Source organism: Pseudomonas sp. MWU16-30316, assembly GCF_020515645.1.
In the GTDB taxonomy this organism is placed as follows: Bacteria; Pseudomonadota; Gammaproteobacteria; order Pseudomonadales; family Pseudomonadaceae; genus Aquipseudomonas; species Aquipseudomonas cerasi.
In genome coordinates this window covers 446571-466383 of the sequence record NZ_JAIZAZ010000002.1, presented here as the reverse complement: position 1 = coordinate 466383, position 19813 = coordinate 446571, and the positions used below count along the sequence as shown (strand labels likewise).

12 protein-coding genes are annotated in these 19813 nt (G+C 57.3%); 4 read left to right on the top strand and 8 right to left on the bottom strand.

All coding sequences use genetic code 11. From position 1 onward, the window contains the following. The first annotated feature begins 27 nt into the window (after positions 1-27). The gene (locus tag LCH65_RS08895; RefSeq protein WP_003365014.1) at positions 28-591 is read left to right on the top strand and encodes a L,D-transpeptidase family protein; all 564 of its coding nucleotides are present in this window, start codon (positions 28-30) and stop codon (positions 589-591) included. Between the two features lie 115 nt (positions 592-706). On the opposite strand, the gene LCH65_RS08890 is transcribed toward LCH65_RS08895, so the two are convergent. Next, positions 707-1018 carry a YqfO family protein gene (locus tag LCH65_RS08890; RefSeq protein ID WP_058398145.1) on the bottom strand — a complete coding sequence of 104 codons (312 nt, stop codon included), beginning with the start codon at positions 1016-1018 and terminating at the stop codon, positions 707-709. A 5-nt stretch (positions 1019-1023) separates the two neighbouring features. Next, positions 1024-4920, bottom strand: coding sequence for a phosphoribosylformylglycinamidine synthase (gene purL / locus LCH65_RS08885; RefSeq protein WP_054080738.1), 3897 nt, complete (start codon positions 4918-4920; stop codon positions 1024-1026). A 213-nt stretch (positions 4921-5133) separates the two neighbouring features. Between purL and mltF the strand changes: the two genes are divergently transcribed. Beyond that, the gene (gene mltF, locus LCH65_RS08880) at positions 5134-6630 is read left to right on the top strand and encodes a membrane-bound lytic murein transglycosylase MltF (RefSeq protein WP_058416013.1); all 1497 of its coding nucleotides are present in this window, start codon (positions 5134-5136) and stop codon (positions 6628-6630) included. Here mltF and tadA read toward each other — a convergent pair. Beyond that, positions 6627-7130: a tRNA adenosine(34) deaminase TadA gene (gene tadA / locus LCH65_RS08875; RefSeq protein WP_046720330.1), complete on the bottom strand. Its 504-nt coding sequence runs from the start codon at positions 7128-7130 to the stop codon at positions 6627-6629. The genes mltF and tadA overlap by 4 nt on opposite strands. Continuing rightward, the gene (locus LCH65_RS08870; protein ID WP_058416032.1) at positions 7130-8503 is read right to left on the bottom strand and encodes a multicopper oxidase family protein; all 1374 of its coding nucleotides are present in this window, start codon (positions 8501-8503) and stop codon (positions 7130-7132) included. Before LCH65_RS08870 ends, tadA begins: the two co-directional genes overlap by 1 nt. 564 nt (positions 8504-9067) lie before the next feature. Between LCH65_RS08870 and LCH65_RS08865 the strand changes: the two genes are divergently transcribed. Then, a complete protein-coding gene (locus tag LCH65_RS08865; RefSeq protein ID WP_226439302.1) occupies positions 9068-12835 on the top strand; it encodes a hypothetical protein in 3768 nt (1255 codons plus the stop codon). 202 nt (positions 12836-13037) lie between these two features. Here the strand turns inward: LCH65_RS08865 and LCH65_RS08860 are convergent, their stop codons facing one another. Beyond that, positions 13038-13523, bottom strand: a complete 486-nt coding sequence (locus LCH65_RS08860) for a hypothetical protein (protein ID WP_058416011.1) — start codon at positions 13521-13523, stop codon at positions 13038-13040. Positions 13524-13758: 235 nt separating this feature from the next. Here LCH65_RS08860 and LCH65_RS08855 point away from each other — a divergent pair, with 235 nt between their 5' ends. Beyond that, positions 13759-14748 (top strand): dipeptidase, encoded by a 990-nt coding sequence (locus LCH65_RS08855; protein ID WP_058416010.1) that lies wholly within the window; start codon positions 13759-13761, stop codon positions 14746-14748. Between the two features lie 40 nt (positions 14749-14788). Here LCH65_RS08855 and LCH65_RS08850 read toward each other — a convergent pair whose 3' ends face one another. The 3 genes from LCH65_RS08850 to guaA all read right to left on the bottom strand — a co-directional run bounded on the left by LCH65_RS08850 (position 14789) and on the right by guaA (position 19794). After that, positions 14789-14995, bottom strand: coding sequence for a hypothetical protein (locus LCH65_RS08850; protein WP_003365036.1), 207 nt, complete (start codon positions 14993-14995; stop codon positions 14789-14791). Between the two features lie 221 nt (positions 14996-15216). Further along, a complete protein-coding gene (locus LCH65_RS08845; RefSeq protein ID WP_058416031.1) occupies positions 15217-17934 on the bottom strand; it encodes an AAA domain-containing protein in 2718 nt (905 codons plus the stop codon). A gap of 282 nt (positions 17935-18216) precedes the next feature. Then, entirely contained in the window at positions 18217-19794 is a 1578-nt protein-coding gene (guaA, locus tag LCH65_RS08840; protein ID WP_003433442.1) for a glutamine-hydrolyzing GMP synthase, read from the bottom strand. Positions 19795-19813: the final 19 nt, after the last annotated feature.

Below are 19813 nucleotides of genomic sequence, written 5' to 3'. Positions count from 1 at the left end.
TAAAGAAGTATCTTCAGGGAAATCGTAATGCGCTGGTTGCTCGCACTCTTTTGCATGTCGTTCATGCCGCTTTCGCAGGCCGCGTTTACTCAAACTATCGTGCCCAAGGGCAGCGAACAGAAAATCATCAATAACAAGGTCATCAATACCGAGAGTATCGCCAGCAAGCCTATCGACAAGGTGCTGGTGCTAAAGTCGGTGCGCCAATTGCAGCTGATCAGCGGTGGCGAGGCATTGAAGACCTACCGAATCTCACTGGGCAAGAACCCCAAGGGCACCAAGCTGCAGGAAGGCGATCAACGCACGCCGGAAGGTTTCTACTGGCTCGACTGGCGCAAGCCCAGCAATAACTACAACCTGTCGATGCACATTTCCTACCCGAATATCTCGGACTCGGCACGCGCACGTTCCGCAGGCGTAAAACCGGGGAGCATGATCATGATCCACGGCACACCGGTGGATGAAGAGTATCCGGAATGGTATTTCCACACGCTGGACTGGACCAACGGCTGCATCGCGCTTAAGAACAACGACATGCGGGAAATATGGGATCTGGTGAAAGACGGGACGATGATCGAAATTCGGCCCTGAATAGACGGCGTTGCGCATTCGCGAGCAAGCTCGCTCCCGCGAGACACTCTGAGCGATGGTTATCGTCCCCACGCTCCAGCGTGGTGATGCATTTCCGGACGCTCTGCGCCCAGCTTCAGAACTCTGCCAGCCGCCATACTTCATAAGCAGGCGTTTCGTAGGGATGGCTCTGCCTGAGAGCCTCCACCACGTGCTGAATCAGTTCGTCAGCGACGACCAGCTCGACCTTCCACTCCTCTACCGACTCGACCACACCGCTCTGCCCGATAAATGGCTGACTGCCATCCAGCGGGCGGAACTGGCCCTGGCCGAGCACTTGCCACGAGCAGTGATCGTAAGCGCCGATTCGCCCTGCACCAGCAGCGAATACGGCGTTCTTGACGTCGTCCACATGGCTCGGCGGAACGAAGAAGGCGAGCTTGTACACGCGCCTTAGTTAACCCAGGCCCGCGCGTTGCGGAACATGCGCATCCAGGCACCGTCCTCGTTCCAGTCCTCAGGACGCCACGAGTTCTGCACTGCGCGGAATACACGCTCCGGGTGCGGCATCATGATGGTCACACGACCGTCGAGGGTGGTCATGCCGCCAATACCGCGTGGCGAGCCGTTCGGGTTGGCCGGGTAGGTTTCAGTCACCTTGCCGTGGTTGTCGACGAAGCGCAGTGCCACGGTGCCGGAAACGTCAGCTTCAAGCAGTGCATCGTCACTGCGGAACTCCGCGTGCCCTTCGCCATGCGCGATGGCGATTGGCATGCGCGAACCGGCCATGCCCTGCAGGAAGATCGACGCCGACTCCTGAACCTGGACCATAGCCACACGCGCTTCGAACTGTTCGGAGCGGTTACGCACGAAATGCGGCCAGAACTCGCTGCCCGGAATCAGCTCGTGCAGGTTGGACAGCATCTGGCAACCGTTGCACACGCCAAGCGTGAAGCTGTCGGAACGCTCGAAGAAGCCCTGGAACGCATCACGCGCACGGCTGTTGAACAATGCCGACTTGGCCCAGCCTTCGCCGGCACCCAATACGTCGCCGTAAGAGAAGCCACCGCAGGCGACCATGCCCTTGAAGTCGTTCAGGTCGACACGACCGGCAAGGATATCGCTCATGTGCACGTCGATTGCGTTGAAGCCGGCACGATCAAAGGCTGCCGCCATTTCGACCTGACCGTTGACACCCTGCTCGCGCAGAACGGCAACCTGAGGACGAACACCCGTCTTGATGTACGGCGCGGCGATATCTTCGTTGACGTCGAAGCCCAGCTTGACGGTCAGGCCCGGATTGTCCTCTTCCAGCAGCGCATCGAATTCCTGATCCGCGCATTCGGCGTTGTCACGCAGGCGCTGGATCTGATAGCTGGTCTCGGCCCACTGACGTTGCAACAAACGACGCTGGCCACTGAATACCGGCTCGCCATGGAAGCTGATCGATACTTCATCGTTGTTGATCGGCTGACCGATCACTGCCACGCAGTCTTCCAGACCGGCCGCGCTGAATTGCGCCAGCACCAGTGGAGTAGCGTCCTGACGCACCTGGATGACCGCACCCAGCTCTTCGTTGAAGAGGATCGCGCTCAGTTCGGAAACGTTGTCGGCCACACCGTCCAGATGCAGGTTCAGACCGCAGTGACCGGCGAAAGCCATTTCCAGCGTGCTGACCAGCAAACCACCGTCGGAACGGTCGTGATAGGACAGGATATGACCGTCGGAATTGAGCCCCTGAATCACGGCGAAGAAGGCCTTGAGGTCTTCAGCGTCGTCGACGTCCGGAGCGACTCGGCCGAGCTTGCCGTGAGTCTGCGCAAGAATCGAGGCGCCCATGCGGTTCTGGCCACGACCCAGATCGATCAGGATCAGGTCGGTGATGCCCTTGTCCATGCGCAGCTCGGGCGTCAGGGTTTGACGGATGTCGACCACTGGCGCAAAGCCCGTCACGATCAATGACAGCGGCGAGGTCACGCTCTTTTCGGTGCCCTCGTCACTCCAGCGGGTCTTCATGGACATCGAGTCCTTGCCCACTGGAATGGTGATTCCCAGTTCCGGACACAGCTCCATGCCCACCGCTTTCACGGTGTCATAAAGACGCGCGTCTTCTCCAGGGTGGCCAGCCGCCGACATCCAGTTGGCCGACAGCTTGATGTCAGAAAGCTTTTCAATACGCGAGGCCGCGATGTTGGTCAGCGTTTCGCCGATCGCCATACGACCCGACGCCGGAGCATTCAGCAGCGCCAGCGGAGTACGCTCGCCCATTGCCATGGCTTCGCCGGTGTTGACGTCGAAGCTGGTGGCGGTGACGGCGCAGTCAGCCACAGGCACCTGCCATGGACCGACCATCTGATCGCGAGCGACCAGACCGGTAATGCTGCGGTCACCGATGGTGATCAGGAAGCTTTTGCTGGCGACTGCCGGGTGGCGCAATACGCGCTGCACACTTTCTTCGATGTCCAGCGTGCTTGGATCGAAATCATCGCCGATCTCTTCTTCGCGGGCGACCGAGCGGTGCATGCGCGGCGCCTTGCCCAGCAGGACTTCCAGCGGCATGTCTACCGGACTGTTACCGAAATGGCTGTCAGTAACGGTCAGTTGCGGCTCTGCCGTGGCTTCGCCGACAACCGCAAACGGGCAGCGCTCGCGCTCGCAGATAGCCTTGAAGCGCTCGAAATCCTCGACGCCAACGGCCAGCACGTAACGCTCCTGGGATTCGTTGCTCCAGATTTCCAGCGGGGCCATGCCCGGCTCGTCATTCGGTACGTTACGCAGTTCGAAACGTCCGCCGCGATCGCCATCGTTGACCAGTTCAGGGAAGGCGTTGGACAGACCACCGGCACCGACGTCGTGGATGAAGCTGATCGGGTTACGGTCGCCCAACTGCCAGCAGCGGTCGATGACTTCCTGGCAACGACGCTCCATCTCGGGGTTTTCACGCTGAACCGAAGCGAAATCCAGGTCTGCGGAGCTGGTGCCGGTTGCCATCGAGGAGGCCGCGCCGCCACCCAGGCCGATCAGCATCGCCGGGCCACCCAGTACGATCAGCTTGGAACCCACGGTGATCTCGCCCTTCTGGACGTGATCTTCACGGATGTTGCCCATACCGCCCGCGAGCATGATCGGCTTGTGGTAACCACGAACCTCGTCACCGTGGTGTGTGTTGATGGACTGCTCGAAGGTACGGAAATAGCCGGTCAGCGCAGGACGACCGAACTCGTTGTTGAACGCCGCGCCACCCAGCGGGCCTTCAATCATGATGTCCAGCGCCGTCACGATGCGCTCGGGCTTGCCGTACGGCACCTCCCAAGGCTGCACGAAACCGGGGATCTGCAGGTTGGAGACGGTGAAACCGGTCAGCCCGGCCTTGGGCTTGGCACCGCGACCGGTTGCACCTTCGTCGCGAATCTCGCCGCCGGAACCGGTCGCTGCACCAGGAAACGGCGCAATGGCGGTCGGGTGGTTGTGCGTCTCGACCTTCATTAGAATGTGCACCGGCTCCTGAACCGCGCCGTACTGACGGGTTTCAGGGTCCGGGAAGAAACGGCCGGCGACGTTACCGACGATCACCGAAGCGTTGTCCTTGTAAGCGGACAGCACGCCTTCGTTGTGCATCTGGTAGGTGTTCTTGATCATGCCGAACAGGCTTTTTTCCTGGCTCTGACCGTCGATGTCCCAACTGGCGTTGAAAATTTTATGACGGCAGTGCTCGGAGTTCGCCTGGGCAAACATCATCAGCTCGATGTCGTGCGGGTTGCGCCCCAGACCATTGAAGCTGGTGATCAGGTAATCGATTTCATCTTCGGCGAGGGCCAGGCCCAGCTCGACGTTGGCTTTTTCGAGTGCCGCGCGACCGCCACCCAGAATGTCCACAGCGGTCAGCGGCTTGGGCTGAGCGTGGCTGAACAGGTTGGCAGCCTGCTCGAGGTCGCCCAATACCAGTTGCGTCATGCGGTCGTGCAGGCTGTCGGCGATTGCCTGGGCCTCGGTCTCGCTGAACTGGCCTTCTACATAGAAGGCAATCCCGCGCTCCAGGCGCTGGATTTTGCTCAGACCGCAATTGCGAGCGATGTCGCTGGCCTTGCTCGACCAGGGTGAAATGGTGCCAAAACGCGGCAACACCAGAAACAGACGGCCGCTCGGCTCTTGAACCGGCACGCTGGGGCCGTATTTCAGGAGGCGATCGAGAACCTGCTGTTCTTCGCTGGTCAGAACGTCGTTGACGTCAGCGAAGTGGGCGAATTCGGCGTACAAGCCACTGACAGCTGAAACTTTTTGTTTCAGTTGTTCTAGTAATTTGCTGTGGCGGAAAGCAGAAAGGGCAGGAGCACCGCGCAGGATCAACATCTTCGGGACAGCCTCGAGAAGGGGGTGTGCTTTGAGGCCGCGTATTCTAGCCTAAACCGGGCATTTGATCACCCAAAACGGCGGCATCCGCTGCGCCCGAATGTCGCCCCACGCAAAAAAACTCCGGAAATGCCCATAAAAGCCACTCGCCTATCAGACGCAAGCTTCACTGTCGAGATATGGCGCCCGGTGCGCTTTGCGTATACTGCACCGATGTTCTTCAAACCAGATTTCCGCCCACGTTGCGCCAAATGGCTCATCGCAACCGGACTCTTCCTGATGCTCGGCGCCTGTGTGGAAAAACCCACCACACTGGAGCGAGTCAAGGAGGACGGCGTACTGCGGGTGATCACTCGCAACAGCCCGGCGACTTATTTCCAGGATCGCAACGGTGAAACCGGCTTCGAATACGAGCTGGTCAAGCGTTTTGCCGAGGACCTGGGCGTCGAATTGAAGATAGAAACGGCTGACAATCTGGACGATCTTTTCGACCAGATGAACAAACCGGGCGGTCCGGTACTGGGTGCCGCCGGCCTGATCGAGACGCCAAAGCGCAAATTGCAGGCGCGTTTCTCGCATTCCTATCTGGAAGTCACCCCTCAGGTGGTCTATCGCAACGGCCAGTCACGGCCGACCGATCCCGGCGACCTGGTGGGCAAGCGCATCGTGGTGCTCAAAGGCAGTGCGCATGCCGAGCAACTCGCGGCGCTCAAGGCGCAGAATCCCGGCATTGAATATGAAGAATCTGATGCGGTCGAGGTCGTTGATCTCCTGCGCATGGTCGACGAAGGCCAGATCGACCTGACCCTGGTCGACTCCAATGAGTTGGCAATGAATCAGGTCTACTTCCCCAATGTGCGCGTGGCCTTCGACCTGGGCGAAGCCCGCGCACAGCGCTGGGCCGTAGCGCCGGGTGAAGACAATAGCCTGCTCAACGAAATCAACGCCTACCTCGACAAGGTCGAAAAGAACGGCACGCTGCAACGCCTGAAAGACCGCTACTACGGCCATGTCGACGTACTCGGCTACGTGGGTGCCTACACCTTTGCCCAGCACCTTCAGGAACGTCTGCCCAAATACGAGAAACATTTCCAGACATCGGCCAAGAAAGAACAGGTCGACTGGAGACTGCTGGCCGCCATCGGCTATCAGGAATCGATGTGGCAGCCGACCGTGACCTCGAAAACCGGCGTGCGCGGCCTGATGATGCTCACTCAGAACACCGCGCAAGCCATGGGCGTATCCAACAGGCTGGATGCACGCCAGAGCATTCAGGGCGGGGCAAAGTATTTTGCCTACATCAAGGATCAGCTGGACGACTCGATTAAAGAGCCGGATCGCACTTGGCTAGCTCTCGCTTCCTACAACATTGGCAGCGGTCACCTCGAAGATGCGCGCAAATTGGCCCAGAACGAGGGGCTGAATCCTGATAAATGGCTCGACGTGAAAAAAATGCTGCCGCGTCTGGCACAGAAGAAGTGGTACAGCAAAACACGATACGGCTATGCCCGAGGCGGTGAGCCGGTGCATTTCGTGGCCAACATTCGCCGTTATTACGACATTCTGACCTGGGTGACGCAGCCACAGCTTGAAGGAAGTCAGGTCGCCGATGGCAATCTGCACGTTCCTGGCGTCGACAAGACCCAACCGCCCGTCCCGCCAGCCTCTCCCGTCCCCTCCTCCAGCAGCACGGACGAATCTGCGCTCTAAACGCTGTGTTTGCCAGCGTCCTTGGCTGCCCTGCGCATTCTGAAAAACTCGCTCAACATCGTCCCGCATTCCTCGCCCAGCACCCCGCCTTCGAACAGCACGCGGTGATTGAGAAAAGCCTGACTGAAAAACTGCCCCTGGCTCTGCACGATGCCCGCCTTGGGCTCAAGCGCCCCGTAGACCACACGTGCCACGCGTGAGTGCACGATCAGCCCCGCGCACATGCTGCACGGCTCCAGCGTTACGTAGAGCGTGCTGCCCGGCAGGCGATAATTGTCCAGCGTCTTGGCGGCATCACGAATTGCGACCATTTCAGCATGCGCGCTCGGGTCGCTGCCGCTGATCGGGCAGTTGTAACCGCGACCGATGATCTCGCCGTTCTGCACCAGCACTGCCCCGACAGGCACCTCACCCAACAGTGCGCCTTGCGCGGCGAGCGCCAGCGCCTCGCGCATGAAGTGCTGATCCTTACTGCGGTCGATGATCTGCGGTTGCCGCATCATGCCACCTCGATGGCGGCCATCAGGCCGGTTTCCATGTGATCGATCACGTGGCAATGGAACATCCATACACCAGGATTATCCGCCACCAGCGCCACTCGCGCCCGCTCGTTACGACCCAGCAAGAACGTGTCAGTAAAGTACGGGATGATCTTGCGCCGATTGGAGGCGATCACCTTGAAACTCATGCCGTGCAAATGAATCGGGTGCTGATACTGAGTCATGTTCTTCAGTTCGAAGATATAGCTTTTACCGAGCTTCAACCTGGCGATAGGCCGATCGGCGCAGGTCTTGTCGGTAATGTCCCACGCTTCGCCATTGATCTGCCACAGGCTGGGCGGCTTGCCATTGTCGGTGTTGACCGACATGGAGCCCACCCACTCGAAGTTGAAATTGATCTTCTCGGCGTTATCCATATCAGGCTCGGCCACCGGATTGGCCGGCAGCTCGGGCGGCCACTGGCCGGGCGCGTCATTATTGGCGACCGAGCGGAACGTACCCAGGCGCACCGGGCCGTTACGCAGCGAGATCTCCTCGCCCGCCGGCGGAGCCTTGATCGCCAGACAGATGCGCATGCCCGGCCCCAGCCAGTATTCGTCACCGAAGGGACGAGGCTTTACCGGATTGCCATCCAGCGCATAGATCTGCGCCTCGGCGTCCGGCAGGTTGAGGCGGTAGGTCACGGTATTGTCGAGATTGAGCAAGCGCACGCGTGTGATCTGCCCGGCAGGCAACTCAATCACCGCCTGCGAAATACCGTTCAGCGTTGAAAGCCGCCCCGCCGTGCCCTCACGCGCCGCTTCACGTAGCACACTGAACTCGGTAAAGGCACCCTGCTCGTCCACGTGCCAGCTTTTCAGACTGACCGTACGCTCATGGGCAAAACCGGTCGGCTCGCGCTCTTCGACAATCAGCGGCCCGACCAGCCCGCGGCCCAGCTCTTCGCTGCTGCTGACGTGCGGGTGATACCAGTAGCTACCCGCGTCCGGCACACGGAATTTGTAATCGAAGTATTCACCCGGCTTGACCGGCAACTGCGACACATACGGCACGCCGTCCATCTCCAGCGGCAAGCGAATGCCATGCCAGTGAATGGTCGTCTCGACCGGCAACTGATTGATGAAGCGCAGCCGCAGCCACTCGCCCTGGCGCACGCGCAGCTCTGTGCCCGGAGCAGAACCGCCGAAGGCCCAGGCAGGCGTCTTGTGGCCAGGCACCAGTTCCACATCCAGCGGCGCGGCGATCAGCACAAAGTCCGTACCAGCTTCAGACTCGCGACGCCCCATCCAGTAACGCGAAGCACCACCCGCGCCAAGGCCTATGACGGCCAGACCGGCGATGCCTGTAAGGATTTGACGACGGGTAAAGGACATGAACGGCGCAACCTCAAAAACGACAACTGAGCGCATCTGCGAGCAAATGCGAGGGGCGAATACGATACACCTGCATTTGCGTAAAGATAAGGGCAGATACCACGAACTGAAGTCGAGGCGCAAAAAAGCCGGGCAAGGCAGTGACACCCGCTCCGGCTTTTTGCATCGATCAACCGCTATGACTGACTAACCCGCTGCAGCCATTCGCTATGCGCCGGCTCTGCATCCAGCGGTGGATGGGCGCGGTAATACCCCAGTTCTTCCTGCATGCCAAACACCTTACACACCAACAGTGCCATGCGCGATGCAGGGCTATTCCTGGCAGTATTCAGCGATGGGCTGCTGATAAAAAGCATCCAGTGCCTGCTCACGCTGGCACTTCCAACGGATATTCAGACCCATCTGCAGGACTGTGACAACGCTACTATCGCACTGACCGTTATCACAACGTTTCACAACTTTTCACAACGATTTGCAGGTGATCGCAGTAAGAATCGAAGAACTCCTTTTTTCGCTTTCTTGCGGCCTTACCTTTCAAGGCTCGCCTTAACTGACGAGGCGCTCATGAACATCACGCCCAAAAACGACACGCTCCCTCGCGAAGGTCTTGCAGATTTCGAGTCGAGGCTTAAGCGCAGCATCGTCTCCGCCAAAGGCGATGAGCAGAAAAAGCCAGACCGCACCGCAACCGACAACGAGCAATGGCCGCCGATTGAAGGCACCACCGTTTCGGTTACCGACAACGGTGACATGCGTTACGAGCATGATGGGCAAGGTGTTGTCGTGGCGGCGTCGACTAATCCGAAGTTGTATCAGTTTCTCAAACAACTCGATGACCTGAGCCAGTCTCCGACACAGAAATCGCTGGTCGAAAAAGCCATCGCCGACGGGACCCCAATCGCAGATCGAAACACCGAGCTACCTGCGTGGGGCGATATCAAGAACTTTGAATGGCAAGGTCAGCTGGAAACAGCCGAGGTGGTCACTTACGTCAAACAGGATGGTGAGAAGGTCACTGTTTCAAAATCACTCACACCGGAATTGTTCACTGCGGCTCAGCAAGTGGGCCTCTCGCGCGTTACCGTGGAAAACCGCGTCAATAACAACGGGCGCGAAGTGGCAGACGAGTACGTCTATGTCGCGGATCACGACATCATCAAGACTGGCACCAAGGACGAACTGGGTAACGGCGTGATCGAGTTCGAGAGCCGCGACGGCAAGCAATACGTGGTCTCCGAATATCAGAACAAGGAGCTGTATGATCGGGTTGCCGACAAGAGCAGTTCCGGGGTGCAGGGCGACGTGCAGAAGATCCGTGACGAACACGGCCTGGGCAATCTCGACGAACTGGATATTCTCAGTAAACCCACAGGCGTGAAGTCTGACGAGAAAGACAAGGACTCCGAAGACCTGACCGTGGTCGAGCTGGCCACCAAAAACCTGATGGACAAGTATCAGAAGCTGGTCGACGACAAGAAAGTCGACAAGAACAGCGACGTTTACAAACTGGTCATGGCGATCCAGGCCAAGGCCGGTATGGAAAGTGGACGCACCATCACGCCTTATATCGAAGAGCCTCGCGGCGCCGAGTCCTGGCGCAGGTTCGACAGCGAGGGCGAAACCCTGACAAGCGCCGATATGCAGGACATCCTCGACGGCAATAACATCGATAAAGCGTTGACGGAGCTGTTTGCCAATGGCAATGGCGAGAAGGACAAGATCGGCAAGGAATATCAGGCCGAGATGGACGCGGCCATCGAAAAAGTCAGCGGTGGCGATAAGGAGGCGTTGGCCAAGGACCTGCATGACAAGTTGGTCAGCAGCGAGTTTGTCGATTACCTCGCTGATCTGGACAAGGCCGGTAAAAAGTCCGAAGGACAATCCGATGTAGCCCGCCTGCTTTCCAGCCTGGAACTTCTCGATCCGCAATTGGCGAAAGACGCCCAGAATGAGCTGCAGAAAAACAGCGTCATGGCCGAAGTCGATAAGTTGATGGCCGACCCTGGCGGTATCCCGGACGAATACAAAGAGCTGGCCCTGAAGGACATTTTCTCTGCACTTAAACAGGGGATCAAAGGTATGGCGGATATACCCCGCCGTACTCAGGAGACGATCGAGAAATTCATCAACGAGTTGCTACAGGACAAAACCAAACTCAGCGATTTTTCGGACCAGGTGGACAAGGTCAAATCAGGCGAAATGACTCAGGCGCAGCTCGAGGAAAACCTGGCAGGTAAATACGTGGGTGCCGAAGACAAGGAAGGCTTCAAGAAAGCCATCGGTAAACTTAACCAGAGCGGCGTATTCGGCACCGCTGCAGGCTTCACCTCTCTCGGTGGCGCTATCTATATGCTAACGGCCAAGAACGGCCAACTTGCTGACGATCCGCTGGAACGCCTGGCTATCGCCAAGGACTTCATCACCTTCCTGGGCTCCGGTGCGCAGTTTGAAAAGACTGGCATCTTTGATTTGATGACCCACACCAAAACTGCGGATTTGCTCGGGCTGAGCAAGAGCGTCCCGGAGATCTGGGGCAAGGAAGGTTTGTGGGGCAAAAAGATTGAAACGGCGCAGGCTGCCAATAACGTGCCAGACGTTGCGGACGGTCTGGAGAACCGACTGGCCAGCGTTTATGAGCTGGACAGCATCAGAGCAGGTAGCAGTATCGGCGACGTAATGGATCAGATTGGCCTGATCAATGAGGTCAACGACGCCGGCTCGCTTTCCGAGGACGTCAGTCGCGAATTGCTGGACGAGATCGTGACCCGATCTGGCGGCACTCCGCCCGCAGATTATTCGAAGTACGGCAATCTGAACGAACTGGCTGAAGATCTGAGACTGAACATCAGTCAGGATGCGGTGGTGCAGAGCATCAATTCTCAGCGCGCCTTAGTCGACCTCCCCGCCCTGGATGCTGAAAGCCTGAACAATATGGCCGTCGAGGTGGAGCGTGCTGCCAGCACGCCGGTTCCGGACTCTGCTTCCGGCTCCGGTTACGCCAGCTACAGCGACTCGTTGTACAAACTCTACGACGATGCCGTGCAGCGCTTCGTCGCACAAGACATCACCCCGCCAACCCGTGAAGCGTTTGCTGCCGGCATTGAGGACCAGCTGGAGCGCAACGGTCAGCCGGTCCCGGCGGAAAACGATCGGGTCAACCTGAGTGAAATGCTTGGCAGCGACGAGATCGATCGCGAGTCGATCAACGTGATGCTCGAAGCCGATAATCAACCAATCCCGGCTGATGACATCGTCGATAACATGCGCAACTCGGTCGGCCAGGCCGTGGCCGGTAATGCAGGGGGTGCGGGCCTGGTAGACCCACAATCTGTTGCACAAGGCGTTCAGAGTGCTGCACCGGACGGAGCGGACAAGGTGGTGCCCGGTGTATCGGCGCGCATTGCCGGGACAGTGGTCAAGGTACTCGGCGTAGCACCGGACATCATGAGCATCGCCGATATCGTCATGGGCGGGATCGCCATCAAGGATGGCATCAAGTCCGACAGCGATCTGGCAATTGCCAATGGCAGCCTGCAAATTGTTTCAGGTGTGGCGGGCACAGCAGCCGCCGGGATCGGGATCGCCGGTTTGCTCGGCCCTATCGGCGCCATTGCTGGAGCAACCGCGCCGCTATTTCTGGTGACGGCAGGCCTGGGGATCATTACCGGCATCATCAGCGTGTTCGTCGATCATCAGAAGAAACAAAAGGCCACCGACAAGGAAGGCCAGTGGTTCAAGGATCAGGCCGAACTGGGCTTCGCGCAGGACGACTGGGGCGACAAGCTTGAATACGGGCGTTACAGCTTCTACGAATATGAAGGCCGGGATGCACCGGACGATCAAAGCATCTTCGACTACCAGACCGAAGAGTGGAAGCACTTCCAGGAAACCCCACAGGATCAGGGCTCGTCGATGATCCGCCTGGACGAAAGCGTGCATAAAGACAAAAACGGCATCGTTGGCGAGAATACCAACGGCTTGCCAATGGACGTTTACAACAAGGCGTACTACGACGCGCACAAGGAAGAGATCGAAACCATCCGCGAGAAGTGGGACGAATGGAACGGCAAGGACGATATCGTCAGCAAAAAGGACTTCGAGAAGATTCTGAGTGGTGGCGACGAGAAGGAAAAAGCTGCGGCCGAGTTTATTCTTAGTGACCAAGGCTTTTTCGACTTGCTGGATAACCTCTGGAAGAAAGACAAGCGCGACACGAAGATCAGCACGGATGACCTGGATACCTGGCTCAAGCTGATTGATGTGATGGATCGGACGCCGGGTGAGACGGTGTTTTATGAGAAGCCGGAGTCGAATATTTATCGAGGCAGGTGAGTTCTTTGCTTGATTGGATGGGTGCGGTGTCGCTTCTGCTGGATAACTGACTGGCCGGTGGAGGCAGTGACTGAGACTTTCTGAAAAGACAGTCTCAGCCATATCACGGTGCAGGCCACTATCAACTCCTCCGTATGCTCGCGGGCGCGAAAATCACGCCCTGCCAAGGCGTGTCATGGACGGCAGCGCGATCCTCCCGTGGTCAGTCTCGCACCAGCTTCAGCAGTCCGCCGTCATACCAGGAAAGAGCTAACGACCCATCCTGTGCCAGGAAAAATGCCGGCGTTTCTTTATCAAAAGGACCCCAGCTTCCAGATTTGCATTCAACGCTATAGCGGTCGGCTTTTTCGATGCCAAGCTTATGGAGTTGTGGCTCTAGTTCAGCTCCACTGATCGGCGGAAGCTTATGAAAAACAGGCCCCTTGCACACATCTTCCGTCGAGTTTGCCGACGCCTTCCATGCAAGCTGGTCGTGATTGAAACTGAGACGTCGCCCCATAAAGCTCGGATCATCATCCCCCAGTGCCTGCACGCCCGAGTCTGATACCGCTACACCTGCAACATGCCAACTGCCGTAAAGCGCGCTTTCTCCAGGCTGATGGTGCTTTGGAGCATCCATATTCGCTGCGCATCCTGTCAGCGACAATATGATCAGAAAGGATGAACTGTAAGGAAATCGGGATTTCATGAATGGGATCCTTGGTTTTTGCGGATGCGGATATTGAATCTTTTTGCTGGGCTACGCCGGCGTTGACGTTAGGGGCTTGAGGGCCTTTGAGCGGATTTTCCGTAACGATTTTCCTCGAACTTCAGATCAGTTTCAAATGAGGTGCTTTGCGGATTGCCCAATGTACCGGCCTGCTCACCTTTGGTAGTTTTAGAGAGCCTGCTGATACCCGCCCCACGAATTCCGGAGTTGCGCGATGAATCCAAGTACCGTGCCCACGCCTGCCCGCGGCGCCATTCGCTGGGAGGCCCATGCCTGCCTGCCGTTGCTGCCCAACCAGGACATGTCTGCGCTACTTCGTTACCGCGACAGCGGCTTTCATCACGTCTCGGTCAATGTGGGCATGGACATGACCCCGTTCGGCGATGTGATACAGGTCATCGCAGGCTTTCGCCAATGGCTGGTCGAGCATCCCGAAAACATCATGCTGGCCGGTACCCTTGCCGACCTGCACGGCGCCCGCGAGCAGGGAAAGCTGGCGGTGTCTTTCGACCTGGAAGGCTCTGACATGCTGCTGCAAGACCCGGCAATGGTCCGCTTGTATGCCGACCTCGGCGTACGCCAGATGCTTCTGGCGTACAACCGCGATAACAGCTGTGCGGGCGGTTGCCACGGCAGCGGCATGGGATTGACCGCGCTGGGACGCGAGGTCGTGAGGGCGATCAATGCTGCAGGTATCGTGATGGATTGCTCCCATACCAGCAAGCGCGCAAGTATGGAAATAATCGAGCTGTCGCAGCGGCCGGTTATTTTTTCACACACTAATATCAAGGCCGTGTATGACCATCCACGCACGGTGGATGACGAGCAGATCATGGCCTGTGTTGAATCGGGTGGTGTGATCGGGCTGACCGGTCTGGGTATTTTTCTGGGCGATCCGCAGGCGTCGGTCGAAGCCTTCGTGCGCCAAATCGATTATCTGGCCGAGCGAGCGGGGACGGCGCATATCGGCCTGGGCCTCGACACCGAGCTGCATCCTGATGTTAAGGATTTGTCCGAGGACGTGAAGGAAGAGGATTGGTGGCCCAAAGCATTCTATGGCGGTATCACTGGACATCGTCAACTGCAACCGGAAGCGCTGGGGCTGGTGGCAGAGGCATTGCTACAGCGTGGCTATGATGCCGCGCAGATCGACGGCATTTTTGGCGGCAACTTTATGCGGGTCGCTCAGGCCACCTGGCCGTAAGCGTCCGGTGATCACGCCTGCGAACGGTGCTATCGGCGCGCTATGGAAAAATGAATTGTTTCATGGCTGCCATCATCGCGATCATCAGAACGGCGAACCCCACCGCAGAAGTCCACTCGGACTCCGGTGTATAGGCAAACCAAGAGCCCTTCGATGGATATTTACCTCGCGTGAGAAGCTTCACGATGGGCCAGCCAACAGGAAAGCAGATGGCGCGAAAAATCGCTTCAATCAGTACATCCAGCACGTTCGTACGTCCCTTTGCTCGGCGATAATCGACAGACAAGTATTACGTGCCGAGGATTATTCGACAATGGCGATGCAGAACGATGTTTGCACTAAGTAACGTCCCTCTCAGGGCATAGATAGCTTGCAGAGTACGGGGTATGAGCCGACATTGCCGCTCTGCCGCCAACCATAACATCTTCAGAAGGATAATTAGCAGTCTCGATCAAGGTCGGCATCTTTTCAACCCGGCGAAACTCTAAGACTTTTATCTGGAGCAGGCGGCGTCCATTGATCCACAAACGCCGCGACTTTTTCTTCAATATGGCTCTCGATAGTGCGTAGACGGAGCAAAGGAATGCCGCACTTTTCCAGAATGCTGTTTTTCACGGTGTCTCTTTCGATCTGTACCGGATCGTTATGGTGACCGCCGTCGACTTCAACCACACCCAGTGGGCTCTTGCCTACCTTGAAATAAAGCACGAAATCACATCGGCCGCCATTTCTCATAAACTCCAGCTCCCTCTCTGTGAAACTCGCACGGGTAACCGACGCCAGTTGTATCAGCAGGACCTCGTGATGGAACATGATCCCGCGGCGGGTATCCTGCGCCAATGCTTCACGGAGTAAATGCGCCACAATCTGCTCGGACTTGAAGAAGGAATCATTCGGATTGAGCCTTTTTTTGAGACGCTCCAGCGAGCGGTCATACTCTTTATAAAGCAGGTCAAAAGCCGAAATCACCGGAGCTCGATGGACGTGCTCGTCTTCTGCGTAATATTCCATATAGCGGATCAGCGCAGCGATATGCCCATTGCTGGTTTTGAAAACATTGTCGCCTGTAACCAGCGTAAACCTGTTCTTGGCTCTGGATACCGCCACATTAACCATCCGCGCATCGTCTACAAAACTCAGGCGCTCCGGGCTTTTGTACTTGTCCAGCACAGTAGAAAAAACGATTTCGTCGCACTCCCTGCCCTGAAATTTATGCACGGTGGCGCTGACGAAATCAGCTGGCAGGCAGGAACCTGAAAGCATCGCCTGATTCTTGAAGGGGGCAATGAACCCTCTACCATCTTCTCCCTCCCAGAGGCTTTCCCCGTCGGCCTCAAGCACTGCCAATAAAGAGTCGAGCTCTCTGAGATTGGAATTGTTGCGCGTGTGGTTTCCCTTGGCAGTCACCAGCAGCGTCAACGGTTTTTCGCCATTGTCCATTGTCATCGGCACGAGCTGATTATCGTAAAACTGCTGATTGCAGAACTGAATAATTCGGGGATGACACCGATAGTGCTCTTTGAGCAACGTCATCGGTATCGAATTGCCGAACACACTGACGCATGAGTCCAAAAGGCTGTACTTCTCACAGTCATACCAGGGCGCGGGCGCTTCCAGCCCGAGTTTTTCCGGGATGTGTGCAAGTTGCTTCCTGTCCCCCACGATGATCAGATTTTTCGCACAACTGAGTGCCAGTACACCTGGGACGATGTCCTGTTGCGAGGCCTCGTCGATAATCACGTAATCGAGAACAGTCTTGCCGCCAAGGGAGTTGACGATTGAATGCGTACCGCTGCCAATGACCGGGTAGCGCTTCAGGAACGCATCAAGCCGCTTTCTGTAAGTGGTGTCGAAGGTATCGTCATCAGAGATATTACGATACAGGTGGTGTTTCAGGTGAAGCATGGAAGAAGTGGTCAACTCCTCCAGCAGCGCCTTGAAGTTACCGACGCGCAACGCCTCTTCATGGGCTGCCAACTCTGCCTTCTTACCTTGCAAGACCTTGTCGTAATAATGGAGCTGCAGGCTGTAGAAGGCAGACATGCGCTTGTCCCAGTTATCGAAGGGGCGAGTGCGCAGAATTCTGAAATTGAACAAGAGCTCGATACGGTCCTTGATTCTGATGCGCTCGCTCGAAAGCTGCTCAAGGTAAGCCATCAAGTCCGTCGTCTTTTGGGGCGACAGTTTATATCTGTCCAGAGAAGGACCGACCACACCGTTATCCCGCTGCCACTCTTTAAGGTAGCGCCGTTCTATCTCCAGCTCGTTAATCTCGATCTGCAACTGCGCCACTGCGTTACGAGCACCCAGGTAGCTTTTCAGCTGTTGCAGCACAGTCTGGATATGCTCAATGGCAGGCGCTGGTGAAGGTTCTGTGGAAGGTCGAGAAGGACGGTTAGCAAAAAACTCCTTCTGATTGTCGTTTTTACCCAGTCTCGCGACCAGATAATCCAAGCCACACTTCCCTAGCTTTTCATAAACATTCTCGACTGCAGAGTTATTGTTGGACACCACCGCCACTGTTTTTCCCTGCAAAAGGATGTTGGCAATGATGTTCAGGATAGTCTGCGTCTTGCCCGTGCCGGGAGGACCTTCAATCACGCTTATCTGTGAAAGGAACGCTTGCTCCACCGCCTGGAGCTGACTTTCGTTGAGGCCGAAAGGAAAGATGAAATTGCCTGACGACTCCAGCTTTCCATGCTGCCCTTTGCAGTAGGCATGCAGCGCCGTGGCCGGAGACAACGAAAGAGTCCCCATTTGGCGGTCAATATTTTCGGCCATTCCCTTTTTATCACCGGCAGCGGCAGTGCTGACCCGAGCTGCAGCCACTGAGCGAAAATAAGTGAATGCAGGCTCATCAGTGATCGAGGTCGGGGAAACGAAATCGATGTTGTCCATGTTGAACGGGTAGATGTCCGAACTGCCCGGAAACTGAACGAGCGCGTATTTCTCGCCATAGATCACCGCTTTCTCGACGGGACTCAGAACATAGCCTCCTCGTCTCAAAAGAAGCATGCCGTTGACCTCTCGGGTCGGATCGACTTTGCAGTCGTCAAGCGGACGGGTGTAGGTTTTTTTTGAGGGGTAATGGCAAGTCAGAATGAATGCACCCCTGACATCCTTTTTTATAACCCAGTCGCTAATTTGCCGGGTCTTGTCCTCGCCACACACAAAGATGGAAACCATAAATCCCTTAAACAGGTGTGATGACCACCTGTACGCGTCCGTGCCGTAAAAATCCGAATTCATTGATTCGGGTAGTCGGTGCCATTCTGGCATTGCTAAACAGATTGATGCCAGCGCGAAGTGTGGCGAGAGGCTGTTTGATAGGGCACGCCACATAACAACAGTGCTTGGCGATGCACAAAGCTTCCAGAATTTGCCAGACCCAAAAAGCCAAAAGCCCGCAATTACGCGGGCTCCAGAGCATTTCTTGCTAGTGGGTGCCGGACAATGCCGGACGCCAGATCACTCCCACTCAATCGTAGCCGGCGGCTTGCTCGACACATCGTAAGTCACCCGCGAAATCCCTTCGATCTCGTTGATGATCCGGCCGCTCACCGTCTCCAGCAGCTCATAAGGCAGGTGTGCCCAGCGAGCGGTCATGAAGTCGATGGTTTCGACCGCGCGCAGCGCGACGACCCAGGCGTAGCGGCGGCCGTCGCCGACGACGCCCACTGATTTGACCGGCTGGAACACTACGAACGCTTGGCTGACCTTGTGGTACCAGTCGGCCTTGCGCAGTTCTTCGATGAAGATGTGGTCGGCACGACGCAGGAGGTCGGCGTATTCCTTCTTCACTTCGCCGAGGATGCGCACGCCCAGGCCTGGGCCGGGGAATGGGTGGCGGTAGACCATGTCGTAGGGCAGGCCAAGTTCGAGGCCCAGGCGGCGGACTTCGTCCTTGAACAGTTCGCGCAGTGGCTCGACCAGCTTGAGGTTCATTTCTTCCGGCAGGCCGCCCACGTTGTGGTGCGACTTGATGACGTGGGCCTTGCCGCTTTTCGCGCCAGCCGACTCGATCACGTCCGGGTAGATGGTGCCTTGCGCCAGGTACTTGATGTTGTCCAGCTTGCAGGACTCGGCATCGAACACGTCGATGAAGGTGCGGCCGATGATCTTGCGCTTCTTCTCTGGATCGCTCTCGCCTGCCAGGTTATTCAGGAACTGTTCTTCGGCGTTGGCGCGGATCACCTTGACGCCCATATTCTCGGCGAACATGGCCATCACTTGCTCGCCTTCATGCAGACGCAGCAGGCCGTTGTCGACGAATACGCAGGTCAGTTGATCGCCGATGGCCTTGTGCAACAGCGCCGCGACCACGGAGGAGTCAACGCCGCCGGAAAGGCCCAGCAACACGTTGTCAGTACCGACCTGAGCGCGAACCTGAGCGATAGCGTCTTCAGCAATCTTCGAAGGGGTCCACAGTGCTTCACAGCCACAGATGTCGAGGATGAAGCGCGACAGGATGCGACCGCCCTGCTTGGTGTGGGTCACTTCCGGGTGGAACTGCACGCCGTAGTAACCGCGCGCGTCGTCAGCCATACCGGCAATCGGGCAGCTCGGGGTGCTGGCCAGAATGTGGAAATCTTCCGGCAGTTTGGTGACCTTGTCACCGTGACTCATCCATACGTCGAGGCCAAACAGGCCGTCGGCGTCGATATGGTCTTCGATACCATCGAGCAGACGGCTTTTGCCGACTACGTCAACGCGAGCGTAGCCGAACTCGCGCAGCTCGGAACCGGCAACCTTGCCGCCCAACTGCTCGGCCATGGTCTGCATGCCGTAGCAGATACCGAAAACCGGCACACCCAGGTCAAATACCGCTTGCGGGCAGCGCGGGCTGTCGGCTTCGTGTACGGACTCGGGGCCGCCGGCGAGGATCACGCCTTTTGGAGCGAATTCGCGGATCGCTTCGTCGTCCATGTCAAACGGATGCAGCTCGCAATACACGCCGATTTCGCGCACGCGGCGGGCGATCAGCTGGGTGTACTGGGAACCGAAGTCGAGGATCAGGATACGGTGGGCGTGAATGTCGAGGGCCATGACTCATTCTCGTCAAAAA